Origin of the sequence: Bacillus sp. MHSD_36, from assembly GCF_030757775.1 — a bacterium.
GTDB lineage: Bacteria > Bacillota > Bacilli > Bacillales > Bacillaceae_G > Bacillus_A.
The window spans coordinates 762,182-783,189 of the sequence record NZ_JAVBIS010000002.1 but is presented as its reverse complement, the minus strand read 5'-3'; the positions used below and the strand labels follow the sequence as shown (position 1 = coordinate 783,189).

The following is a 21,008-nucleotide window of genomic DNA, read 5'->3' as shown; positions in this document are numbered from 1 at the left end:
TACAACAGTGAAGTTTGTGCATTTACAATGTCAAACCGTTTTTAGTTTATTAAAAAGTGCTTGTAAAATTGATGAACTTGTAGTTAGGGCGAAAGAGCTCGGTTATTCATCACTTGCTATTACGGATGAAAATGTTATGTATGGCGTTATTCCGTTTTATAAAGCATGTAAGAAACATGGTATACATCCTATTATCGGCTTAACAGCTTCTATTTTTAGTGAAGAAGAAGAAAAGTCTTATCCGCTTGTCTTACTTGCTGAAAATGAAATAGGTTATCAAAATTTATTAAAGATCTCTAGTAGCATTATGACGAAGTCAAAAGAAGGTATTCCTAAGAAATGGCTTGCACATTATGCGAAAGGATTAATTGCTATTTCACCAGGTAAAGATGGGGAAATTGAACAATTATTATTAGAAGACAAAGAGAGTCAGGCTGAAGAAGTAGCTCGTGCATATCAAAATATGTTCGGCAATTTTTATATGAGTTTACAGCATCATGCAATTCAAGATGAACTGCTTCTGCAAGAAAAATTACCTGAATTTACGAGTAGGATAAATATTCCAGTCGTTGCAACAAACGATGTACGCTACATCAATCAAAGTGACGCACTTGTTCATGAATGCTTATTATCTGTTGAAAGTGGAACGAAAATGACGGATCCAGATAGGCCGAGGCTGAAAACAGATCAATATTATTTAAAATCATCAGATGAAATGGAAGCACTATTTTCTCACGTAGAAGAAGCGATTTATAACACAGTAGAAATTGCAGAACGTTGCAGAGTAGAAATACCGTTTCATGTAAATCAATTACCGAAATTCCCTGTTCCAGCTAACGAGACGAATGATATGTATTTACGCCGCGTTTGTGAAGAAGGATTGCAGAAACGTTATGGTACGCCGAAAGAAGTACATATAAAGCGTTTGAATCATGAATTAAACGTGATTTCTAGTATGGGGTTTAGTGATTATTTCCTCATTGTCTGGGATTTTATGAAGTACGCGCATGAAAATCATATTTTAACAGGACCAGGTCGTGGGTCAGCGGCTGGCTCACTCGTTTCTTACGTATTAGAAATTACAGATATTGATCCAATTGAATACGATCTATTATTTGAAAGATTTTTAAACCCCGAACGTGTGACACTTCCAGATATTGATATCGATTTTCCAGATATAAGACGTGATGAGATGATTCGATATGTGAAAGATAAATATGGTCAGCTTCGTGTTGCTCAAATTGTAACGTTCGGGACGCTGGCAGCGAAAGCGGCAATTAGAGATATTGCGCGTGTAATGGGGCTTCCGCCGCGAGATATCGATATATTCTCAAAACTTATCCCATCAAAGCTTGGTATAACGTTAAAAGATGCATATGAGGAATCGCAATCACTCCGTGAGTTTATACAAGGAAACCTTCTGCATGAGCGTGTGTTTGAAATTGCAAAACGTGTAGAAGGTTTACCACGTCATACGTCTATTCATGCAGCTGGCGTTATTATGAGCCAAGAGCCATTAACGGCAAGTGTAGCCATTCAAGAAGGGCATAATGATGTGTATGTTACGCAATACCCGGCGGATGCATTAGAAGAACTTGGGTTGCTCAAGATGGACTTTTTAGGACTACGTAATTTAACATTACTTGAAAATATTATAAAGTTTATCGTGCAAAAAACAGGAAAAGAAATCGATATAAGAAATTTACCACTTCAAGATGAAAAGACGTTCCAATTGTTAGGTAGAGGGGATACAACAGGTGTATTCCAGCTTGAATCAGGTGGTATGCGAAATGTACTTCGCGGGTTAAAGCCGAATGAATTTGAAGATATTGTCGCTGTTAACTCGTTATATAGACCGGGACCGATGGAACAAATTCCAACCTTTATTGAATCAAAGCATGGAAAAAGAAAAATTGAATATTTACATCCGGACTTAAAACCGATTTTAGAAAGAACATACGGTGTAATTGTATACCAAGAACAAATTATGCAAATTGCGTCGAAGTTGGCGGGCTTCTCGCTCGGAGAAGCAGATTTATTACGTCGTGCAGTGAGTAAAAAAAATCGTGATATTTTAGATCAGGAACGTAAGCATTTTGTGCAAGGTTGTTTACAAAATGGTTATGATGAGACATCTGCAGAGAAAATTTATGACTTAATTGTAAGATTCGCAAATTACGGTTTTAACCGAAGTCACGCTGTAGCCTACAGTATGATTGGATATCAGCTTGCCTATTTAAAAGCGAATTATACGTTGGAATTTATGACGGCGCTATTATCGAGTGCAATTGGAAATGAAGATAAGATTGTGCAGTATATACGAGAAACGAAGCGAAAAGGTTTTCATGTTTTGCCGCCGTCTCTTCAGAGAAGTGGTTACAATTTCCAAATAGAAGGAAATGCGATACGTTACAGCTTACTTTCCATTCGAAACATCGGAATGGCTACAGTGACAGCATTACTCGAAGAACGAGAGAAAAAAATGTTTGAAGATTTATTTGAATTTTGTCTGCGCATGCCAGCAAAGTTTGTAACAGAGCGAAATTTAGAGGCGTTCGTCTGGTCTGGATGTTTTGACGATTTTGGTATTTCGAGAACGAATTTATGGAAAAGTCTTAAAGGAGCTTTAGAGTATGCAAATCTTGCACGTGATTTAGGAGATGCTGTTCCAAAATCAAAATACGTACAAGGAGAAGAGCTCTCTTTTATTGAACAGTTAAATAAAGAGAAGGAAGTACTAGGTTTTTATTTATCAAGCTATCCGACAGCGCAGTATGTGAAGTTAGCGAAAGAATTAGAAATTCCATCTCTCGCTCAGGCGATGCGACATAAGAAAAAAGTACAAAGAGCTATCGTGTATATAACAAGTGTGAGAGTGATTCGTACGAAAAAGTTGCAAAAGATGGCGTTTATTACATTTTGTGATCAAAATGATGAAATGGAAGCAGTTCTTTTCCCCGAAACGTATATACATTTCTCAGATAAGTTACAAGAAGGAGCAATTGTTTTAGTTGACGGCATGATTGAGCTTAGAAATCATAAGTTGCAATGGATAGTAAATGGGCTATATCCGTTAGAAGAAATGGATGTGTATGAAGAAAAGAAAGACGCATCAGTTTACGTGAAATTGCCGTCTCAATATGAGAAAAAGCTGTTAAATCAGGTTACTAAAATATTGTTTGACTATTCGGGTTTTGCGAAAGTACTAATTTATTATGAAAAGGAACATAAAATGGTACAATTATCTCGGAGTTTATCGATCCATCCAAGTGAAGAATGTTTAGGAGCACTTCGTGAAATTGTCGGGGAAGAAAATGTAGTTGTGAAAATATAATGGACAATTTCCCTACACTTCGATTATTATAGTAGTAGTGTTCGTGGTCAGACCACTTGGAGAAATTGATATCAGCAAGAATAATTTGAGGAGAGTGGATAGTTTGTCAACACTTCGTGAAGAAGCACTTCACATGCATAAAGTGCATCAAGGAAAATTAGAAACTGTATCAAAAGTAAAAGTAGAAAATGCAAAAGATTTAAGTCTTGCATATTCTCCAGGGGTTGCAGAACCTTGTAAGGAAATTTATGACGATAAAAGTAAGGTATATGAATATACAATGAAGGGAAATATGGTAGCAGTTGTGACTGATGGAACGGCTGTACTTGGTCTTGGTAACATTGGACCTGAAGCATCTCTTCCGGTAATGGAAGGTAAAGCTGTATTATTCAAGAGCTTTGCTGGTGTAGATGCATTCCCAATTGCCTTAAATACAAACGATGTAGATAAAATTGTTGAAACTGTAAAATTAATGGAGCCAACTTTTGGCGGCGTTAACTTAGAGGATATCGCAGCACCAAACTGCTTCATTATTGAAGAACGTTTGAAAAAAGAAACAAATATTCCTATCTTCCATGATGATCAACACGGAACAGCTATTGTAACAGTAGCGGGTCTTGTGAACGCGCTAAAACTAGTTGGAAAGAAAATGTCTGACATTAAAGTTGTCGCAAATGGCGCAGGTGCAGCAGGTATTGCAATTATTAAACTTTTATATCGCTATGGTGTACGCGACATTATTATGTGTGACCGTAAAGGGGCAATCTATGAAGGTCGTCCTACAGGTATGAATCCGGTGAAGGATGAAGTTGCAAAATATACAAATAAGAATCGTATCGAAGGTTCTTTAGCTGATGTTGTACAAGGTGCGGACGTATTCATTGGTGTATCTGCAGAAGGTGCATTAACAGAAGAAATGGTTCGTACAATGAATGACAATGCAATTATTTTTGCAATGGCGAATCCAGTTCCAGAAATTATGCCAGAATTGGCAAAAGCAGCGGGCGCAGCTGTTGTTGGAACAGGTCGTTCTGACTTCGCAAACCAAGTAAATAATGTACTAGCGTTCCCTGGTATTTTCCGCGGTGCACTTGACGTACATGCGACACAAATTAACGAAGAAATGAAGATGGCAGCTGTACAAGCTATTGCTGAGCTTGTAGCAGAAGATGAGTTAAATGCAGACTATATCATTCCAGCGCCATTTGACGCGCGTGTAGCGCCTCAAGTAGCGGCTTACGTTGCGAAAGCTGCAATGGAGACAGGAGTAGCTCGCCGTCAAGTAGATCCAAATGAAGTTGCTGAGAAAACAAAACAATTAGCGCTGATTGGTAAAGAATAAGCGAGGAATTTCCATTGACATCATCAAATACAAAAGTATATCTCGAAATTGTAAAGAAAATCCGTTCCATTATGGAAGAAGATGGATTGGTAGCGGGGGATCGTTTGCCGTCTGAGCGTGAGTTAAGTTCACGTTTAAATGTAGGTCGTTCCTCTGTAAGAGAGGCATTGCGTGCTTTAGAACTGGTAGGATTAATTGAAACGAGACGTGGTGAAGGGACGTTTATTCGAAACTTTTATGATAACGGTCTTGTACAATTAATTGCTCCGTTCTTGCTGCAAGATGAGAAAACAATTCGTGATTTGTTACAAACAAAACGATTGCTTGAGAAAGATATGATTCGAATTGTATGTAATTTACCGAAAGAAACGTTTTCTAAAGTGCTAAGTAAACTACATCAAGTGCTTGAAGGAAATGAAAACTCAATTCCAATGCTTCACCAAACGTTCTTTAAAACACTTATTGAACAAGTCGATAATTATTTACTATATCGCATTTGGATGATCGTAAATGATTACGTATCAACTCTTTCTTGTAAAGTTTCAGGAGATTCTATCGATATGTATAGAAAGCTTTACGCTACTTTGGAAGAAAAACAAGAAACTGATGCACTAAAAATTTACGATGAATTAGTAGAGAATATACAGTTTCACTCGTAATGTATAAAATTTGTCGAAATGACCATGACACGTTATGACAAACATTCTATCGCGTAGCGGTTAAAGTTAAACGTAAAGAGTGAGGTTATTAGACAGATTGAGAAGATAAGGCTAACATCAAACTTTGGTGTTAGCCCAATTTTCTTCTTACGCTAACCTTAGCTCTCAACGAAGGGGGTCAAATTGTGCTAAGAGATTTATTCGTGAAAAAGAAAAAGTACGCTGCAATACCTTCAGAACAAGTACGAAAAGACGTACCAGATGGCGTTATGACAAAATGTCCGAAATGTAAAAAAATCATGTATACGAAAGAGCTTCTAAAAAATTTAAAAGTATGTGTGAATTGTGGATATCATCATCCTATGAATGCATGGGAACGTCTTGATAGTATATTGGACGAGGGGTCATTCCGTGAGTATGACAAAGAAATGGTTTCATTAAATCCACTCGAGTTTCCAGGGTATGAAGAGAAACTAGAGAGCGATCGTAAGAAGACTGAATTGAACGAAGCGGTTGTAACTGGTGAAGGAACAATTGATGACATGCTTGTTGTTGTTGCAGTAATGGATTCTCGTTTTCGAATGGGGAGCATGGGCTCTGTTGTAGGAGAAAAAATTGCCCGTGCGGTTGAAAAGGCATACGACTTACAAGTTCCATTTATTATCTTTACTGCTTCGGGTGGTGCCCGTATGCAAGAAGGGATATTAAGTTTAATGCAAATGGCAAAAACAAGCGTAGCTTTGAAAAAGCATAGTAATGCAGGAGGATTATTTATTTCTGTTATGACTCATCCGACGACGGGCGGGGTTTCAGCGAGTTTCGCTTCACTTGGTGATTATAATCTTGCAGAACCAGGAGCACTGATCGGATTTGCTGGTAGACGTGTAATTGAACAAACCGTGCGTGAGAAGCTACCGGAAGATTTCCAAACGGCAGAATTCTTACTAGAACATGGTCAATTAGATGCGGTGGTACATCGCGATGATATGAGAGAATCGCTTCGCAAGATTTTAGAAGTTCATCAGGGAGGGGAAATGGCTGTATGGCAGAGCTAGAATTTGAGAAACCAGTTGTTGAGCTAAGAAATAAGATTCGTGAACTGAAAGACTATACGAAAAACAGCCAGATGGACTTCAGTGAGGAGATTCGTATTTTGGAAGAAAAGCTAGAAAATTTAGAGGAAGATATATACGGCAATATGAAAGTGTGGGACCGTGTTCAAATTGCTCGTCATGCGGAACGACCGACAACGCTCGATTATATTGAGCACTTATTTACTGATTTTTTCGAATGTCATGGAGATCGTCTATTTGGCGATGATGCAGCGATTGTCGGCGGCATTGCGAAATATAAAGGGATGCCTGTAACTGTAATTGGGCATCAACGCGGAAAAGATACGAAAGAAAATATTCGCCGTAATTTTGGAATGCCTCATCCAGAAGGATATCGAAAAGCATTACGTTTAATGAAGCAGGCGGAAAAGTTCAATCGTCCCATTATTTGTTTTATTGATACGAAGGGAGCTTATCCTGGTAAAGCTGCTGAAGAACGTGGTCAAAGTGAAGCTATCGCCCGCAATTTATTTGAAATGGCAGGCTTAACAGTACCTGTTATTTGCATCGTTATCGGCGAAGGTGGTAGTGGTGGCGCGCTAGGTCTTGGAGTAGGGGATTACATTCATATGCTAGAAAATTCCACTTATTCTGTTATTACACCAGAGGGTGCAGCGGCAATTCTTTGGAAAGATGCAGGAAAAGCGAAGGAAGCTGCAGAAGCGATGAGAATTACAGCAGCAGATTTGAAAGAATTAGGTGTAATTGACGAAATTATTCCAGAGACAAAAGGTGGAGCGCACCGTAATGTTTTGAAACAGTCAGAAAATATAGATTTAATGCTCGGAAAAACTTTTGAACAATTAAACGGAATTTCGAAAGATGAATTAATCGAAAAACGTTATGAAAAATATATGAAAATTGGGCAAGTTTCGTTTTCAAACGCTTCCATTTGGATAAAATAAGAAAAGCGTGCGTTCCACTTCGCGAATGCACGTTTTTATTATGAAAAGACACATCTTCTCCATTGTATTTTTATATTTTTTCGTGTTATTTTATTATAAGGCAAATAATCTTTATGAGGTGAGTACAAATGAAACGTATTGGTGTATTAACAAGTGGTGGAGATTCACCTGGTATGAATGCTGCCATTCGTGCAGTTGTTCGTAAAGCGATTTTCCATGATATTGAAGTATATGGTATTTACCATGGATACGCTGGATTAATTTCTGGTCATATTGAAAAATTAGAACTTGGTTCTGTTGGCGATATTATCCACCGCGGTGGTACAAAATTATATACAGCAAGATGTCCTGAGTTTAAAGACCCAGAAGTACGACTAAAAGGTATCGAGCAATTAAAGAAACACGGTATCGAAGGGCTTGTTGTTATTGGTGGAGATGGTTCTTACCAAGGCGCTAAAAAATTAACTGAACAAGGATTCCCATGTGTTGGTGTACCAGGTACAATCGACAATGATATCCCTGGAACAGACTTCACAATTGGTTTCGATACAGCTTTAAACACTGTTATTGATGCAATTGATAAAATTCGTGACACAGCTACATCTCATGAACGTACATATGTTATCGAAGTAATGGGACGTCACGCTGGTGATATCGCATTATGGGCTGGTTTAGCTGATGGTGCGGAAACAATCTTAATTCCAGAAGAAGAGTATGACATGGAAGATGTTATCGCTCGTCTGAAGCGTGGTAGTGAGCGTGGTAAAAAACACAGTATTATCATTGTTGCTGAAGGTGTTGGAAGTGCAATTGATATCGGTAAGCACATTGAAGAAGCAACAAACTTTGATACTCGCGTAACTGTATTAGGTCACGTACAACGTGGTGGATCACCAAGTGCACAAGACCGTGTATTAGCAAGCCGTCTTGGCGCAAGAGCAGTTGAATTATTAATTGCTGGTAAAGGTGGACGTTGTGTAGGTATTCAAGATAACAAACTTGTTGATCATGACATTATCGAAGCGTTAGCTCAAAAGCATACAATCGATAAAGATATGTATCAATTATCTAAAGAATTATCCATCTAATCGGCGTAATGTCGGATATTTGGGAACGGTTTCATAATTTTCGGAGGTGCAATATGCGTAAAACTAAAATTGTATGTACTATAGGTCCTGCTAGTGAAAGTATTGAAAAATTAGAGCAATTAATCGAAGCAGGTATGAACGTTGCTCGTTTAAACTTCTCTCATGGTAGCCATGAAGAGCACGGCGCTCGTATTAAAAACATTCGTGAAGCTTCAAAGAAAACTGGTAAAACAGTTGGTATCTTACTTGATACAAAAGGTCCAGAAATCCGTACTCACGACTTCGTAGACGGACAAGCTGAGCTTGTAACAGGTGCAGAAGTAGTTCTTTCTACTGAGCAAGTATTAGGTACTGCAGAGAAGTTCTCTGTATCTTATGCTGGTCTTTATGACGATGTAGACCCAGGTTCTCGTATTCTAATCGATGACGGTCTTATCGAACTAGAAGTAATCGAAAAAGCTGACGGAAACATCCGTACAAAAGTTCTTAACAGCGGAACTGTAAAAAATAAAAAAGGTGTTAACGTACCAAACGTAAGCATTAAGCTTCCTGGTATCACTGAAAAAGACGTAAAAGATATCATCTTCGGTATCGAGCAAAAAGTTGATTTCATCGCAGCTTCATTCGTACGTAAAGCAGCTGACGTATTAGAAATCCGTGAATTATTAGAAGAGCATAACGCTCAATACATCCAAATCGTACCAAAAATCGAAAACCAAGAGGGTATCGACAACATCGATTCAATCTTAGAAGTTTCTGACGGTTTAATGGTAGCTCGTGGTGATATGGGTGTAGAAATTCCACCAGAAGAAGTACCATTAGTACAAAAACGTCTAATCAAAAAATGTAACGTGTTAGGTAAACCAGTTATTACTGCAACACAAATGTTAGATTCTATGCAACGCAACCCACGTCCAACTCGTGCGGAAGCAAGTGACGTAGCTAACGCAATCTTCGATGGTACAGATGCAATCATGCTTTCAGGTGAAACAGCTGCTGGACAATACCCAGTAGAAGCAGTAACAATGATGGCTAACATTGCTGTACGTGTTGAAAAATCATTACAATACGAAGATATGTTCAAAAAACGTATTAAAGAGTTCACTCCAACAATTACAGATGCAATTAGCCAATCTGTTGCACATACAGCACTTGCTCTTGATGTAGCTGCAATCGTAGCTCCAACAGAAAGTGGATATACTGCGAAAATGATCTCTAAATACCGTCCAAAATCTCCAATCGTAGCTGTAACATCTGACGAGCAGGTAGGACGTCGTCTTGCACTTGTTTGGGGTGTACAAGCATTTATGGCTGAGAAGCGCGCAGCTTCAACTGACGAAATGTTAGATACAGCAATTCAAACAGGTATGGATGCAGGTCTAATCGGACTTGGAGACACTGTAGTAATCACTGCTGGCGTTCCAGTTGCTGAAACTGGTACAACAAACTTAATGAAAATCCACGTTGTTGGTGAAGAAGTTGCTAAAGGACAAGGGATCGGTCGTAAAGCTGCAAAAGGTAAAGTGGTTGTAGCGAAAACAGCTGCTGAAGCTGTAGCGAACGTAAACGAAGGTGATATCCTTGTTACAACAAGCACTGATAAAGATATGATTCCTGCAATCGAAAAAGCTGCTGCTCTAGTTGTAGAAGAAGGCGGTTTAACAAGCCATGCGGCTGTTGTAGGTGTATCAATCGGTATTCCTGTTATCGTTGGTGTAAACGGCGTAACAGCAACTTTAAAAAATGGCCAAGAAGTAACAGTTGATGCAGCACGCGGAATTGTTTATAATGGACATGCGGAAGTGCTATAAGTAATACGGAGAGAAGGATCGGAGTCCTTCTCTTTTTTTTACACAAAAATGAGGTGAAACTAGCTTGAGACGTCTGAAATTGCTTTTAAAAGCTGTTTATTATGAAGTTTGATAAGGAAGTGTATTAGATTTTTGTATGATGTATATGGACGTTGTAAGGGCGTTAAAAGTGATGGTATGTGAGAGGAGTGTAGAACTATGAAGTGGTTACTATTCTTGTTTATATTAATACCGGCGATTGAGATTACGGTCTTAATTGGATCAAGTCATGTAATAGGTTTATGGTCTACGTTCGCTATGATTGTATTTACAGGTGTTGTAGGTGTGTATTTAGCGAAAAGGCAAGGTTTTAAAGTGCTTAGAGAGATTCAATCTAAGCTGAATAGAGGAGAAATGCCAGGAGGAGCGGTCCTAGATGGTATTTTTATCTTTATAGGAGGTATTCTTTTGGTGCTTCCTGGATATGTAACGGATATAATGGGTTTAATCTTTGTTATCCCTATGACGAGGGCCTTATTGAAGCCGTTTGTTATGAAGTGGATAGAATGGAAGTTTAGAAAGAACTCTACTATTATTGTGCAGAAATAGTGCTTAGATTATAGCGATCTAAGCACTATTTTTTTGTCTGTAAAAGGGTGAGAGGGATGGTTAAAGGTCCGTTAATTAAAATTTGGTGAGTGTGCAGACGAAATTCAAAGGTTAAAGTTTTATTTGTTGTATATGTTTCGATTGGATCTGTGATTTGAGGAGTTAGTAATTTTTGGTGAGTCTGTTTTAGAATAATTCCTTTGAACTCAAGTTTGATTTGTATATAAAAAGAACGAATTGATGTGGAAATGTTAAAAGTGAGCGATGAAACACTTAGTTTAAGTCTAATTCTATGCATTTTTGTATATTTATTCATTTACATAAAAAGTAATAAATGTAAGTAATAATTATAGAATTTGTAGAATAAATATGTAAAAATACTTCGAAATATACGTTTTTTATGCAAAAAACAAGAGAATTATCCTCTTTTAGGGCAATTCTCTTGTTGTGTGTAATGAGTGTGAAAAATAAGTACAATGAATAATCAGTGGGGATTTCCCACTGATTACATGTAAGTGTTTGTTGTATATGAATTAGAAACTATTATTTTGAAGGCGAGCCTTTAATATATTTCCACAAATCATGGAATACACGAGCTTTGTGCAATGTATTAAGTAGTACTAAGGTGACTGGACCGATGATTAATCCTAAAAAGCCAAAGAGTTTAAAGCCGACAAATAGAGCAATCAGTGTTGCTAATGGATCGAGACCGATATTAGAAGAAAGTACTTTAGGCTCCATAATTTGTCTTTGGACAATCACGACGATGTATAAAATGAGAAGACCAATGGCGAAAGCAGTGTCGCCAGTGAAAAATACGTATATAACCCAAGGAACGAAGACAGCTCCTGTTCCTAAATACGGGAGTAAATCTACAACCCCTGTAATAATCGCGATAGTAATGGCGTATGGTACGCGTAATATTAAAAGTCCGATTAGTACAATAATAGTTGTCATAGATACGAGTGTAAGTTGCGCTTTAACAAAACCGAATAAAGCTTTTCTTAAATCGACAAAAATCGTTTTTCCATAGCCATGAACACGGTTGGGTAAAAATTTTCTTACTTTCTGAGCAAGACGATGCCAATCGTAACTAATGAAGAAAGTGGCTAATAAAACGAATACAAGCACAGTTAAAGTCGTTGGTAATGCACTAATGAAATTTGTTAATCCGCTTATAATAGCAGTTAAAAGTTCTTTCATTTGCGTCGTTGCTTCTGTTCCTAGGTTTTGAATGTTTTGTGTAATCGTATTGCGCTGTGGTTCCCCAAGATGATTAAATTTAGAAATTAAATCATCATAGAGAGGCATAATATGATTAAGTGCAAATTGCTGAGCGAATGCAACGATATCTGGAAACTTTACTGTAACAAGTTGTAGTAAGTATGTAGTGGCAGATATTGCCTCTGTTACAAGGTATGTAACGAGTCCGACGATAGCTCCGAATACGAGAATTAAGCTAACGAGTACTGCGAGTGCGCGAGGAAATTGTAGTTTTTGATTAAGGAAATTGACGACAGGATTAATCAAATAAGCAAATGCGAAAGCGATAATGAAAGGGTAGATAAGTCCTGACATATATAGTAATGCATAGAACCCGGCTACCGTCGCTACGATGACAAATATGAGTCGCAATATCATATATAGTAAGTTTCGATTCAAAGATGTATACCTCCCATTCCAATTTGGATTATCCTAATTCGTTCAACTTATAACGAGTATGCCCCACTGATTAAAGTTTCACTTTATGTTATAGTGGAATGATGGATTTTTCCTGCTTTTTCAGTACGTGAGTGACTGTGAAAGCTTGGTGTTGATGCTTCTACTACATGGTAAAAACTTCATTTTCTCTTCTTTTTATTTTACCTGTTTCTTTTTAGAAAAGAAAGGAGAGACGACCGTTTTTAAAAATGTATACATGCTTCTATTTTGATGGTGAAAGTCTCAGGTTATCGTTTTAAAATACATAAAAAAATGAAGTAATTCATGTTGAATAGGCATCGATATAGCATGTATAACGATAGGTTTAAAGGTATTTTTGTTTGGAAATGAGTTCATTATTTTCAGAAAGGAAGTGCAAACATGATTAGTCAGTCAACGTTATTTTTATTCATACTACTTATTATAGGACTTATTGCGAAAAACCAATCGCTAACTGTAGCTATTGGTGTGTTATTTTTATTGAAATTTACGTTTCTAGGAGATAAAGTCTTTCCATATTTACAAACGAAAGGAATTAATCTCGGTGTTACGGTTATTACAATAGCAGTACTCGTCCCGATTGCGACAGGGGAGATAGGTTTTAAACAACTCGGAGAAGCAGCGAAATCGTATTATGCATGGATTGCTTTAGCTTCAGGGGTAGCGGTTGCCTTGTTAGCAAAAGGCGGCGTGCAATTATTAACGACGGATCCTCACATTACAACTGCTCTCGTTTTCGGGACAATTATAGCGGTTGCTTTATTTAATGGAGTTGCTGTAGGTCCATTAATTGGGGCTGGAATTGCCTATGCAGTTATGAGTATTATACAGATGTTTAAATAAGGAATTTTATAGTAATATAAAAATTTTGAATTCTTTCTGTTCACAAAAGTCAGATAATTGTTTATAATAGGATTAGAAACTTTGAAAAGTTACATAGCAGCAGAGACTTTACACCAGATAAAATAAAAACAACATAAAACAATTTTATAATGATATTGTTTTATGTTGTTTTTATCATAAAACTCTTCGGAATTAATTTTCCTCACTAACTTGTTGTTTTGAGCGTGAGGATTCGGGGAGATATTCACGCTCATGCTTTCCATGTAAACAATGGACAATAAGAGGGGAACATCGCAACAAATTTGCATGATCGTGCATTTTGCTTGCCTAAAGAGTGAACGGGCGTTCATAATTCAAAAGGGAAGCAAATAGATATAAGGAGCAAGGTTGGGAGAATTTTCAGGAAAAGGAGAGAATGTCATGACTGTTATTCGAGGTTTAGAAGGGGTAGTAGCAACAACATCATCTGTGAGCTCTATTATTGATGATACATTAACTTATGTTGGGTATAATATTGATGATTTAGCGGAGAATGCTACATTTGAAGAAGTAGTATACTTATTATGGCATCGCAAGCTTCCTAACGAACAAGAACTAGAGAAATTTAAAGGGACTGTATCGGAATACTATAAAGTGCCAGGTGAGATTTTAACATATTTGAAACAAGTAGATTTAAAAATCGCACATCCGATGTCGGTTTTACGAACTGCAATTTCCATGCTATCATTATACGATGAGAGCGCTGAAATTATGGATGAAAAGTCCAATTATTTGAAAGCGGTTAAATTACAGGCCCAAGTGGGAACTTTAGTTGCTGCTTATGCAAGAATTCGTAAAGGGTTAGATGTTGTTGAGCCTAGAAACGATTTATCATTAGCTGCAAACTTCTTGTACATGTTAAATGATCGCGAGCCAAATGAAGTTGAAATTGAAGCTTTTGATAAGGCGCTTGTACTTCACGCAGATCATGAGTTAAACGCTTCTACATTTACTGCACGCGTTTGTGTAGCTACACTTTCAGATGTATATTCTGGTATTACAGCAGCAATCGGTGCGTTAAAAGGTCCTCTTCACGGTGGGGCAAATGAAAATGTAATGAAGATGTTAACTGAAATTGGCGAAGAAGAAAATGTAGAATCATATATTCATAATGCGCTTCAAAATAAAGTGAAAATCATGGGCTTTGGCCATCGTGTATATGAGCAAGGTGATCCACGTGCAAAACATTTACGTGAAATGTCCAAGAGATTATGCGTGCTTTTAGGAGAAGACAAATGGTATAATATGTCTATCAAAATTGAAGACATTGTAACAAAAGAAAAAGGTCTTCCACCAAATGTTGATTTCTATTCAGCTTCTGTATACCATTGTTTAGGAATTGACCATGACTTATTTACACCTATCTTTGCAATTAGCCGTATGTCAGGCTGGTTAGCTCATATTCTAGAACAATATGAAAACAACCGTTTAATCCGTCCGCGTGCTGACTATAATGGACCAACACATCAAGTGTATGTTCCAATTGCACAACGATAAGCGAAAAACACTATTTCGATAGTGAAAATACGCTTTCAAAAGTCTGATTTTTTCGGAAAGATGTAATGATTAGAATATTTTAATTTGACTAACGGTTTGAACTGAGGGGTTATTCCCTCAGTTTCATACATATGAAATTTCAAACATGGGGGTTATCACATTGACAACAGGTGAAAAAATTACTGTAACTAATGGTGTTATGAATGTACCAAACAATCCGATTATTCCATTTATCGAAGGAGATGGAATTGGTCCTGATATTTGGGCAGCTGCATCTCGTGTACTAGAAGCAGCAGTTGAAAAAGCTTATGATGGTGAGAAGAAAATCGTTTGGAAAGAAGTGCTTGCAGGGGAAAAAGCATTCAACCAAACAGGCGAGTGGTTACCAGAAGAAACTTTAAACTTAATCCGTGAGTATTTAATCGCGATTAAAGGTCCACTTACAACTCCAGTTGGCGGTGGTATTCGTTCTCTAAACGTAGCGCTTCGTCAAGAATTAGATTTATATGTATGTCTACGTCCAGTTCGTTATTTTGAAGGCGTTCCTTCACCTGTAAAACGTCCGGAAGATACTGATATGGTTATTTTCCGTGAAAATACAGAAGACATTTATGCTGGAATTGAATATGCACAAGGATCTCCAGAAGCAGAAAAAGTTCTTGCTTTCTTAAAAGAAGCAATGGGTGTTAATAAAATCCGATTCCCAGAAACATCTGGTATCGGTATTAAACCAATCTCAGAAGAAGGGACAAAGCGTCTTGTTCGTGCTGCAATTCAATATGCAATTAACGAAAAACGCTCTTCTGTTACATTAGTTCATAAAGGAAACATTATGAAATTTACAGAAGGTGCTTTCAAAAACTGGGGTTACGAAGTAGCGGAACAAGAATTCGGCGACAAAGTATTTACTTGGGCTGAATATGATCGTATCGTTGAGAAAGATGGTAAAGATGCAGCGAATAAAGCGATGGCAGATGCTGAAGCGGCTGGAAAAATCATCGTAAAAGATTCTATTGCAGACATCTTCTTACAACAAATTTTAACTCGTCCACGTGAGTTCGATGTTGTTGCAACAATGAACTTAAACGGAGACTACATCTCTGATGCACTTGCTGCACAAGTAGGTGGAATTGGTATTGCACCTGGTGCAAACATTAACTATGTAACTGGACATGCTATCTTTGAAGCTACACATGGTACAGCTCCAAAATATGCAGGTTTAGATAAAGTAAACCCATCTTCAGTTCTTCTTTCTGGTGTATTATTATTAGAACACTTAGGATGGAACGAAGCTGCGAAATTAGTAACTGCTTCTGTTGAGAAAACAATTGCTTCAAAAGTAGTAACTTATGATTTCGCACGCTTAATGGAAGGTGCAACAGAAGTGAAATGTTCTGAGTTCGCTAATGAACTTATTAAAAACATGGATGTAGCGATAATCAAAAACGCATAATTAAAGCGGGGGGTAAATTATGACAATCAAACGCAAGAAAGTTTCAGTCATCGGTGCAGGATTTACAGGAGCAACAACAGCATTCTTATTAGCACAAAAAGAACTTGCAGATGTTGTATTAGTGGACATTCCACAACTGGAAAATCCAACAAAAGGGAAAGCGTTAGATATGTTAGAAGCGAGCCCAGTACAAGGTTTTGATGCTAATATTATCGGAACATCTGATTACGCAGATACTGCTGATTCTGACGTTGTCGTGATTACAGCAGGTATTGCGCGTAAGCCTGGTATGAGCCGTGATGACTTAGTAGCAACAAACTCTAAAATTATGAAAAGTATTACGCGCGACATTGCAAAACATTCACCAAATGCAATTATTGTTGTATTAACAAATCCAGTTGATGCAATGACATATTCTGTATTTAAAGAAGCAGGATTCCCGAAAGAGCGTGTTATCGGTCAATCGGGCGTATTAGATACAGCTCGTTTCCGTACATTCATCGCGCAAGAATTGAATCTTTCTGTGAAAGACATTACAGGATTTGTTCTTGGTGGACACGGTGACGATATGGTACCTCTTGTACGTTATTCTTATGCAGGTGGCATTCCGTTAGAAACGTTAATTCCGAAAGAGCGTTTAGAAGCAATCGTAGAACGTACCCGTAAAGGTGGCGGCGAGATTGTAGGCTTATTAGGAAACGGTAGTGCATACTACGCACCAGCAGCTTCTTTAGTTGAAATGACAGAAGCAATCTTAAAAGATCAACGCCGTGTATTACCGGCTATTGCGTACCTTGAAGGTGAATATGGTTATAGTGACCTTTACTTAGGGGTACCAGTAATTCTAGGTGGTAACGGAATTGAAAAAATTATTGAATTAGAACTTCTTGCAGATGAAAAAGAAGCGCTAGATCGCTCTGTGGAATCTGTACGTAATGTTATGAAGGTTCTTGTTTAATAATTAAATATAAGTAGAAAAAGATTCGGGGCCCCGAATCTTTTTCTACTATATATGCAAATGTTTTTTTGAAATAATATGAAACCGCTATCATTTGGTGTGTCCTATAATGAAACTATAGATTTATACTATACATTGCCCTCATCATAGTAAATTTCGGATCAAGTATCGCTTTTAGTAGGATAATAAGGTGAAAAAATCGGAGGGGGTTGTAACATGTTAAAGAAAAAAGTTCAAATTGGTCGTAAAATGGATGAAATTACAGTAGGAGAGAAGTTATCTATCACTGAAAAAATTGAGGATAAAGATTTGTTATTGTACTTAGGTTTAACGAATGATGCCAATCCATTATATATTCAGCATGATTACGCATCCCAAACTCCGTATGAAAAGCCGATTGTACCAAGCATTATGCTAACTGGAATGATTACAACGGCAGTTACGAAATATTTACCAGGTCCAGGTAGTCATATTACGAGAAAGGACCTTACGTTCGTGAAGCATGTTCACCATTATGAAACGTTACAAATCCACTTTGAAGTTGTGGCTGTTTCTGAAGAGGAGCATACAATTGATATGCTTGTATCTGCTCATGATGAAAAAGGAGAAACGGTTGTAAAAGGTTCGTTAACAGTAACGCCGCCTTTCAAATCAGTTTCTATTATGGAAAAAGCATTAGATAATTTTTAAAAAATGAAAATATAAATAGCGCTAGCATACCTTACTATAAGGGGGCTAGCGCTATTTTTAGTTGAAGAATCCTTGTGTGAATCCCTCGGCGAAATCGGAGCAACCTGTTTTAATCGTATCCCAGCTTGGGGCGTTGAATGAAAGAATGCACGTTACTATTAAAGATAGAATAGGTAGAACTAGTCGCATAATAGACAATTATATTGAGAGGGACCTTGTTTTCTAGTATGATGAGAATAACGGGGAAAATACTAGGATGAAGAAGGTTTCAAGTCTATAACTTGGAGGAAAAGAATGAACAATCGTATTTTAGTAGTTGATGATGAGGAGTTTATCTTAACTTTAATTGAATTTAATCTACAACAAGCTGGGTTTGAGGTTATAACAGCGATGGATGGAGAAATGGCGCTTCAAAAAGCGACAACAGAACGCCCAGATTTAATTATATTAGATTTAATGCTTCCAAAAATGGATGGTATGGAAGTATGTAAAGAATTACGATTGCAGCGCGTTATGACGCCGATTTTAATGTTAACAGCAAAAGATGATGAATTTGATAAGGTGCTAGGTCTTGAACTTGGGGCGGATGATTATATGACGAAGCCATTTAGCCCAAGGGAAGTTGTTGCACGTGTGAAGGCGATTTTACGCCGTACGAAATTGCAACAGGAAGAACAAGTTACAGAATCATCAGATGAAGAGAGCATCACAATTGCTGACCTTAAAATTTTGCCAGAGTTTTATGAGGCTTATTTCCAAGGAAGAAAGCTTGAACTAACACCAAAAGAATTTGAACTACTTGTTTATCTTGCGAAAAATAAGAGCCGTGTGTTGACGCGTGATCAATTATTAAGTGCTGTATGGAACTATGATTTTGCTGGTGATACACGAATTGTAGACGTTCATATTAGTCATTTGCGCGATAAAATTGAACAAAATACGAAAAAACCGACGTACATTAAAACGATACGTGGTTTAGGATATAAATTAGAGGAGCCAAAAGGGGATGAATAAATTTCGTTCCAGGCTTCTTTTTACATTTGTTTCTCTTATTGTTTTTATTTTAGTCGGACTAGGTTTACTGCTGGAAACTGTGTTTGAAAACTACTATATAGATCATGCAAAAGAGAGAATGGTAAAAGAGACAGAATATGTTGCTGTACTAGCAGAAGAACAAGGTTTTGATAATGTTTTAAAAAATCCGTACGTTTTTGAAAAGTTAGAAGAAAAAATACAGGCGTCTATTGCATTTGTAGATGAAAAAAAGAAAGTTCAATATAGCGGAGGAGAACATTCTGCGTTTAGCCAAGGGATAATTAAAGAACTTTCTTCAGAAACAACGAAACAAAGAAATAAAGTCATTACGAAAGAAACCGATCAAAATAATGAATTTTACCATGCGGTGTTCGTGCAAGATGTAGCAGGGAAACAAGGATACATTTTGGTGAAAAGCACAATTGAGCCTTTGAAAGCTGTTCATCAAAAAACGTGGGGATTATTAATTATCGGATTTGTTATTGCGTGTCTTGTCGTTGTATTTTTAGGTATGAAAATTACAGGGCAATATATTAGGCCGATTGAATCCGTTACGAAAGTTGCTATCGAATTAGCGAAGGGCAATTATAAAGCGCGCGCTTATGAAAGTCATTCAGATGAAACGGGAATGTTAAGTAAGGCGATTAATATTTTAGCTCGTAATTTACAAGAGATGACACTTGAACAAGAAATGCAACAAGATCGTCTGCATACGTTAATTGAAAATATGGGAAGTGGAATGATTTTAATTGATAGTCGCGGTTATATAAACCTTGTAAACCGTTCATATAAGGAAACTTTCCACGTAACAGATGAAGAATATTTAGATCGTTTATATTATGAATCGTTTCATCATCCAGAAATTATAGAGCTTGTGGAAGAAATCTTTATGACAGAAGTGAAAGTGCGTAAACAAATGCTATTGCCGCTTGGAATTGAGCGAAAGCATTTTGAAGTATATGGAGCACCGATTATTGGGACGAATCATGAATGGAAAGGGATTGTACTTGTATTCCATGACATTACTGAGTTAAAGAAATTAGAACAAATGAGAAAAGACTTTTTAGCGAATGTTTCTCATGAACTAAAGACACCGATTACTTCTATTAAAGGTTTTTCGGAAACGCTCTTGGACGGTGCTATGGATAATAAAAAATACTGCGAACATTTCTTGCACATTATTTTAAAAGAAAGTGAACGCATGCAAGGGTTAATTGAAGATTTATTAGATTTATCAAAGATTGAACAACAAGGATTTAAATTGAGTATGGGGACCGTTGATATGAAGGGACTTCTTGAAGACATTCATATGGTGCTTGATAATAAAGCGGGAGAGAAAGAAATCTCTCTACAAGTAAATACGCTAAAACGAGTCTCTGTCATTGGAGATCCAAGTCGTTTGAAACAAATCTTTATTAATTTAATTAATAACGCAATCGTATATACGCCGGCTGGAGGCGTTGTTTCTGTAGAGTTAGCAGAAGATAAATACAATGCTTATATAAAAGTTTCGGATACTGGAATTGGTATTAGTAAAGATGAAATTCCACGTATTTTTGAACGCTTTTACCGAGTGGATAAGGCGAGAAGTCGGAATACTGGTGGTACAGGCCTTGGATTATCGATCGTAAAGCATTTAGTTGAGGCGCATCACGGTACGATTACAGTTGATAGTGAAGTTGGGGAAGGGACAACATTTACAGTTGTTTTACCAAAATCAGCAACTGAAAAATAGGATGAAGGATGTTTACAATATATTAACAATGGCTTAATTAAATATTAATAAAGCTCTGTTAATATAATACATGAAAACCCCTTCATCCAAGGAGTAATTTTGGACGAGAATAGTTATGCTGTTCTCGTCACTTCCCTTTTATATTAGTAAACGTTTTTATATATGATAGAAAATAGCCGTTATTTTTCTTCTCTCTATTAGTCATGTTAATATAGAGA

Annotated in this window: 16 protein-coding genes; 15 read left to right on the top strand and 1 reads right to left on the bottom strand. The window is 37.2% G+C overall.

The window, feature by feature from the left end:
* The first annotated feature begins 7 nt into the window (after window positions 1-7).
* The 8 genes from dnaE to Q9B79_RS12110 all read left to right on the top strand — a co-directional run bounded on the left by dnaE (window position 8) and on the right by Q9B79_RS12110 (window position 10,839).
* Entirely contained in the window at window positions 8-3,334 is a 3,327-nt protein-coding gene (dnaE, locus tag Q9B79_RS12145) for a DNA polymerase III subunit alpha (RefSeq protein WP_306184497.1), read from the top strand.
* Window positions 3,335-3,467: 133 nt separating this feature from the next.
* Window positions 3,468-4,676 carry an NADP-dependent malic enzyme gene (ystJ, locus tag Q9B79_RS12140; protein WP_162014308.1) on the top strand — a complete coding sequence of 403 codons (1,209 nt, stop codon included), beginning with the start codon at window positions 3,468-3,470 and terminating at the stop codon, window positions 4,674-4,676.
* Window positions 4,677-4,690: 14 nt separating this feature from the next.
* Window positions 4,691-5,335, top strand: coding sequence for a FadR/GntR family transcriptional regulator (locus Q9B79_RS12135; protein ID WP_306184494.1), 645 nt, complete (start codon window positions 4,691-4,693; stop codon window positions 5,333-5,335).
* A gap of 185 nt (window positions 5,336-5,520) precedes the next feature.
* Window positions 5,521-6,390 (top strand): acetyl-CoA carboxylase, carboxyltransferase subunit beta, encoded by an 870-nt coding sequence (gene accD, locus Q9B79_RS12130; protein WP_000942865.1) that lies wholly within the window; start codon window positions 5,521-5,523, stop codon window positions 6,388-6,390.
* On the top strand, window positions 6,378-7,352 hold the full coding sequence (accA, locus tag Q9B79_RS12125; protein WP_306184491.1) for an acetyl-CoA carboxylase carboxyl transferase subunit alpha: 975 nt from the start codon (window positions 6,378-6,380) through the stop codon (window positions 7,350-7,352). Before accD ends, accA begins: the two co-directional genes overlap by 13 nt.
* Before the next feature lie 128 nt (window positions 7,353-7,480).
* On the top strand, window positions 7,481-8,440 hold the full coding sequence (pfkA, locus tag Q9B79_RS12120) for a 6-phosphofructokinase (protein ID WP_000821161.1): 960 nt from the start codon (window positions 7,481-7,483) through the stop codon (window positions 8,438-8,440).
* Window positions 8,441-8,493: 53 nt separating this feature from the next.
* On the top strand, window positions 8,494-10,251 hold the full coding sequence (gene pyk / locus Q9B79_RS12115) for a pyruvate kinase (RefSeq protein ID WP_001232664.1): 1,758 nt from the start codon (window positions 8,494-8,496) through the stop codon (window positions 10,249-10,251).
* A gap of 198 nt (window positions 10,252-10,449) precedes the next feature.
* Window positions 10,450-10,839 carry an FxsA family protein gene (locus Q9B79_RS12110; RefSeq protein WP_306184487.1) on the top strand — a complete coding sequence of 130 codons (390 nt, stop codon included), beginning with the start codon at window positions 10,450-10,452 and terminating at the stop codon, window positions 10,837-10,839.
* Between the two features lie 543 nt (window positions 10,840-11,382).
* Here the strand turns inward: Q9B79_RS12110 and ytvI are convergent.
* Window positions 11,383-12,501: a sporulation integral membrane protein YtvI gene (gene ytvI, locus Q9B79_RS12105; RefSeq protein WP_306184485.1), complete on the bottom strand. Its 1,119-nt coding sequence runs from the start codon at window positions 12,499-12,501 to the stop codon at window positions 11,383-11,385.
* A 420-nt stretch (window positions 12,502-12,921) separates the two neighbouring features.
* Here ytvI and Q9B79_RS12100 point away from each other — a divergent pair, with 420 nt between their 5' ends.
* From Q9B79_RS12100 to phoR, 7 genes are all read left to right on the top strand, one after another.
* Complete coding sequence (locus tag Q9B79_RS12100; RefSeq protein WP_000625507.1) at window positions 12,922-13,383, top strand: DUF441 domain-containing protein; 462 nt, start codon at window positions 12,922-12,924, stop codon at window positions 13,381-13,383.
* A gap of 387 nt (window positions 13,384-13,770) precedes the next feature.
* The gene (citZ, locus tag Q9B79_RS12095) at window positions 13,771-14,919 is read left to right on the top strand and encodes a citrate synthase (RefSeq protein ID WP_116746257.1); all 1,149 of its coding nucleotides are present in this window, start codon (window positions 13,771-13,773) and stop codon (window positions 14,917-14,919) included.
* Between the two features lie 160 nt (window positions 14,920-15,079).
* A complete protein-coding gene (gene icd, locus Q9B79_RS12090) occupies window positions 15,080-16,372 on the top strand; it encodes an NADP-dependent isocitrate dehydrogenase (protein WP_071715229.1) in 1,293 nt (430 codons plus the stop codon).
* 19 nt (window positions 16,373-16,391) lie between these two features.
* Complete coding sequence (mdh, locus tag Q9B79_RS12085; RefSeq protein ID WP_000153232.1) at window positions 16,392-17,330, top strand: malate dehydrogenase; 939 nt, start codon at window positions 16,392-16,394, stop codon at window positions 17,328-17,330.
* Window positions 17,331-17,546: 216 nt separating this feature from the next.
* On the top strand, window positions 17,547-18,020 hold the full coding sequence (locus tag Q9B79_RS12080; protein WP_000914180.1) for a MaoC family dehydratase: 474 nt from the start codon (window positions 17,547-17,549) through the stop codon (window positions 18,018-18,020).
* Between the two features lie 294 nt (window positions 18,021-18,314).
* Window positions 18,315-19,034, top strand: a complete 720-nt coding sequence (gene phoP / locus Q9B79_RS12075) for a two-component system response regulator PhoP (RefSeq protein WP_098668052.1) — start codon at window positions 18,315-18,317, stop codon at window positions 19,032-19,034.
* The gene (phoR, locus tag Q9B79_RS12070) at window positions 19,027-20,790 is read left to right on the top strand and encodes a sensory box histidine kinase PhoR (RefSeq protein WP_306184478.1); all 1,764 of its coding nucleotides are present in this window, start codon (window positions 19,027-19,029) and stop codon (window positions 20,788-20,790) included. Before phoP ends, phoR begins: the two co-directional genes overlap by 8 nt.
* The last annotated feature ends 218 nt before the right edge of the window (window positions 20,791-21,008 follow it).

Bases quoted from the DNA above. Each gene is read 5' to 3' on its own strand.
- ystJ (WP_162014308.1), top strand. From the start codon at position 3,468: ATGCATAAAGTGCATCAAGGAAAATTAGAAACTGTATCAAAAGTAAAA.
- accA (WP_306184491.1), top strand. From the start codon at position 6,378: ATGGCAGAGCTAGAATTTGAGAAACCAGTTGTTGAGCTAAGAAATAAG.
- pfkA (WP_000821161.1), top strand. From the start codon at position 7,481: ATGAAACGTATTGGTGTATTAACAAGTGGTGGAGATTCACCTGGTATG.
- pyk (WP_001232664.1), top strand. From the start codon at position 8,494: ATGCGTAAAACTAAAATTGTATGTACTATAGGTCCTGCTAGTGAAAGT.
- Q9B79_RS12110 (WP_306184487.1), top strand. From the start codon at position 10,450: ATGAAGTGGTTACTATTCTTGTTTATATTAATACCGGCGATTGAGATT.
- Q9B79_RS12100 (WP_000625507.1), top strand. From the start codon at position 12,922: ATGATTAGTCAGTCAACGTTATTTTTATTCATACTACTTATTATAGGA.
- mdh (WP_000153232.1), top strand. From the start codon at position 16,392: ATGACAATCAAACGCAAGAAAGTTTCAGTCATCGGTGCAGGATTTACA.
- Q9B79_RS12080 (WP_000914180.1), top strand. From the start codon at position 17,547: ATGTTAAAGAAAAAAGTTCAAATTGGTCGTAAAATGGATGAAATTACA.
- phoP (WP_098668052.1), top strand. From the start codon at position 18,315: ATGAACAATCGTATTTTAGTAGTTGATGATGAGGAGTTTATCTTAACT.
- phoR (WP_306184478.1), top strand. From the start codon at position 19,027: ATGAATAAATTTCGTTCCAGGCTTCTTTTTACATTTGTTTCTCTTATT.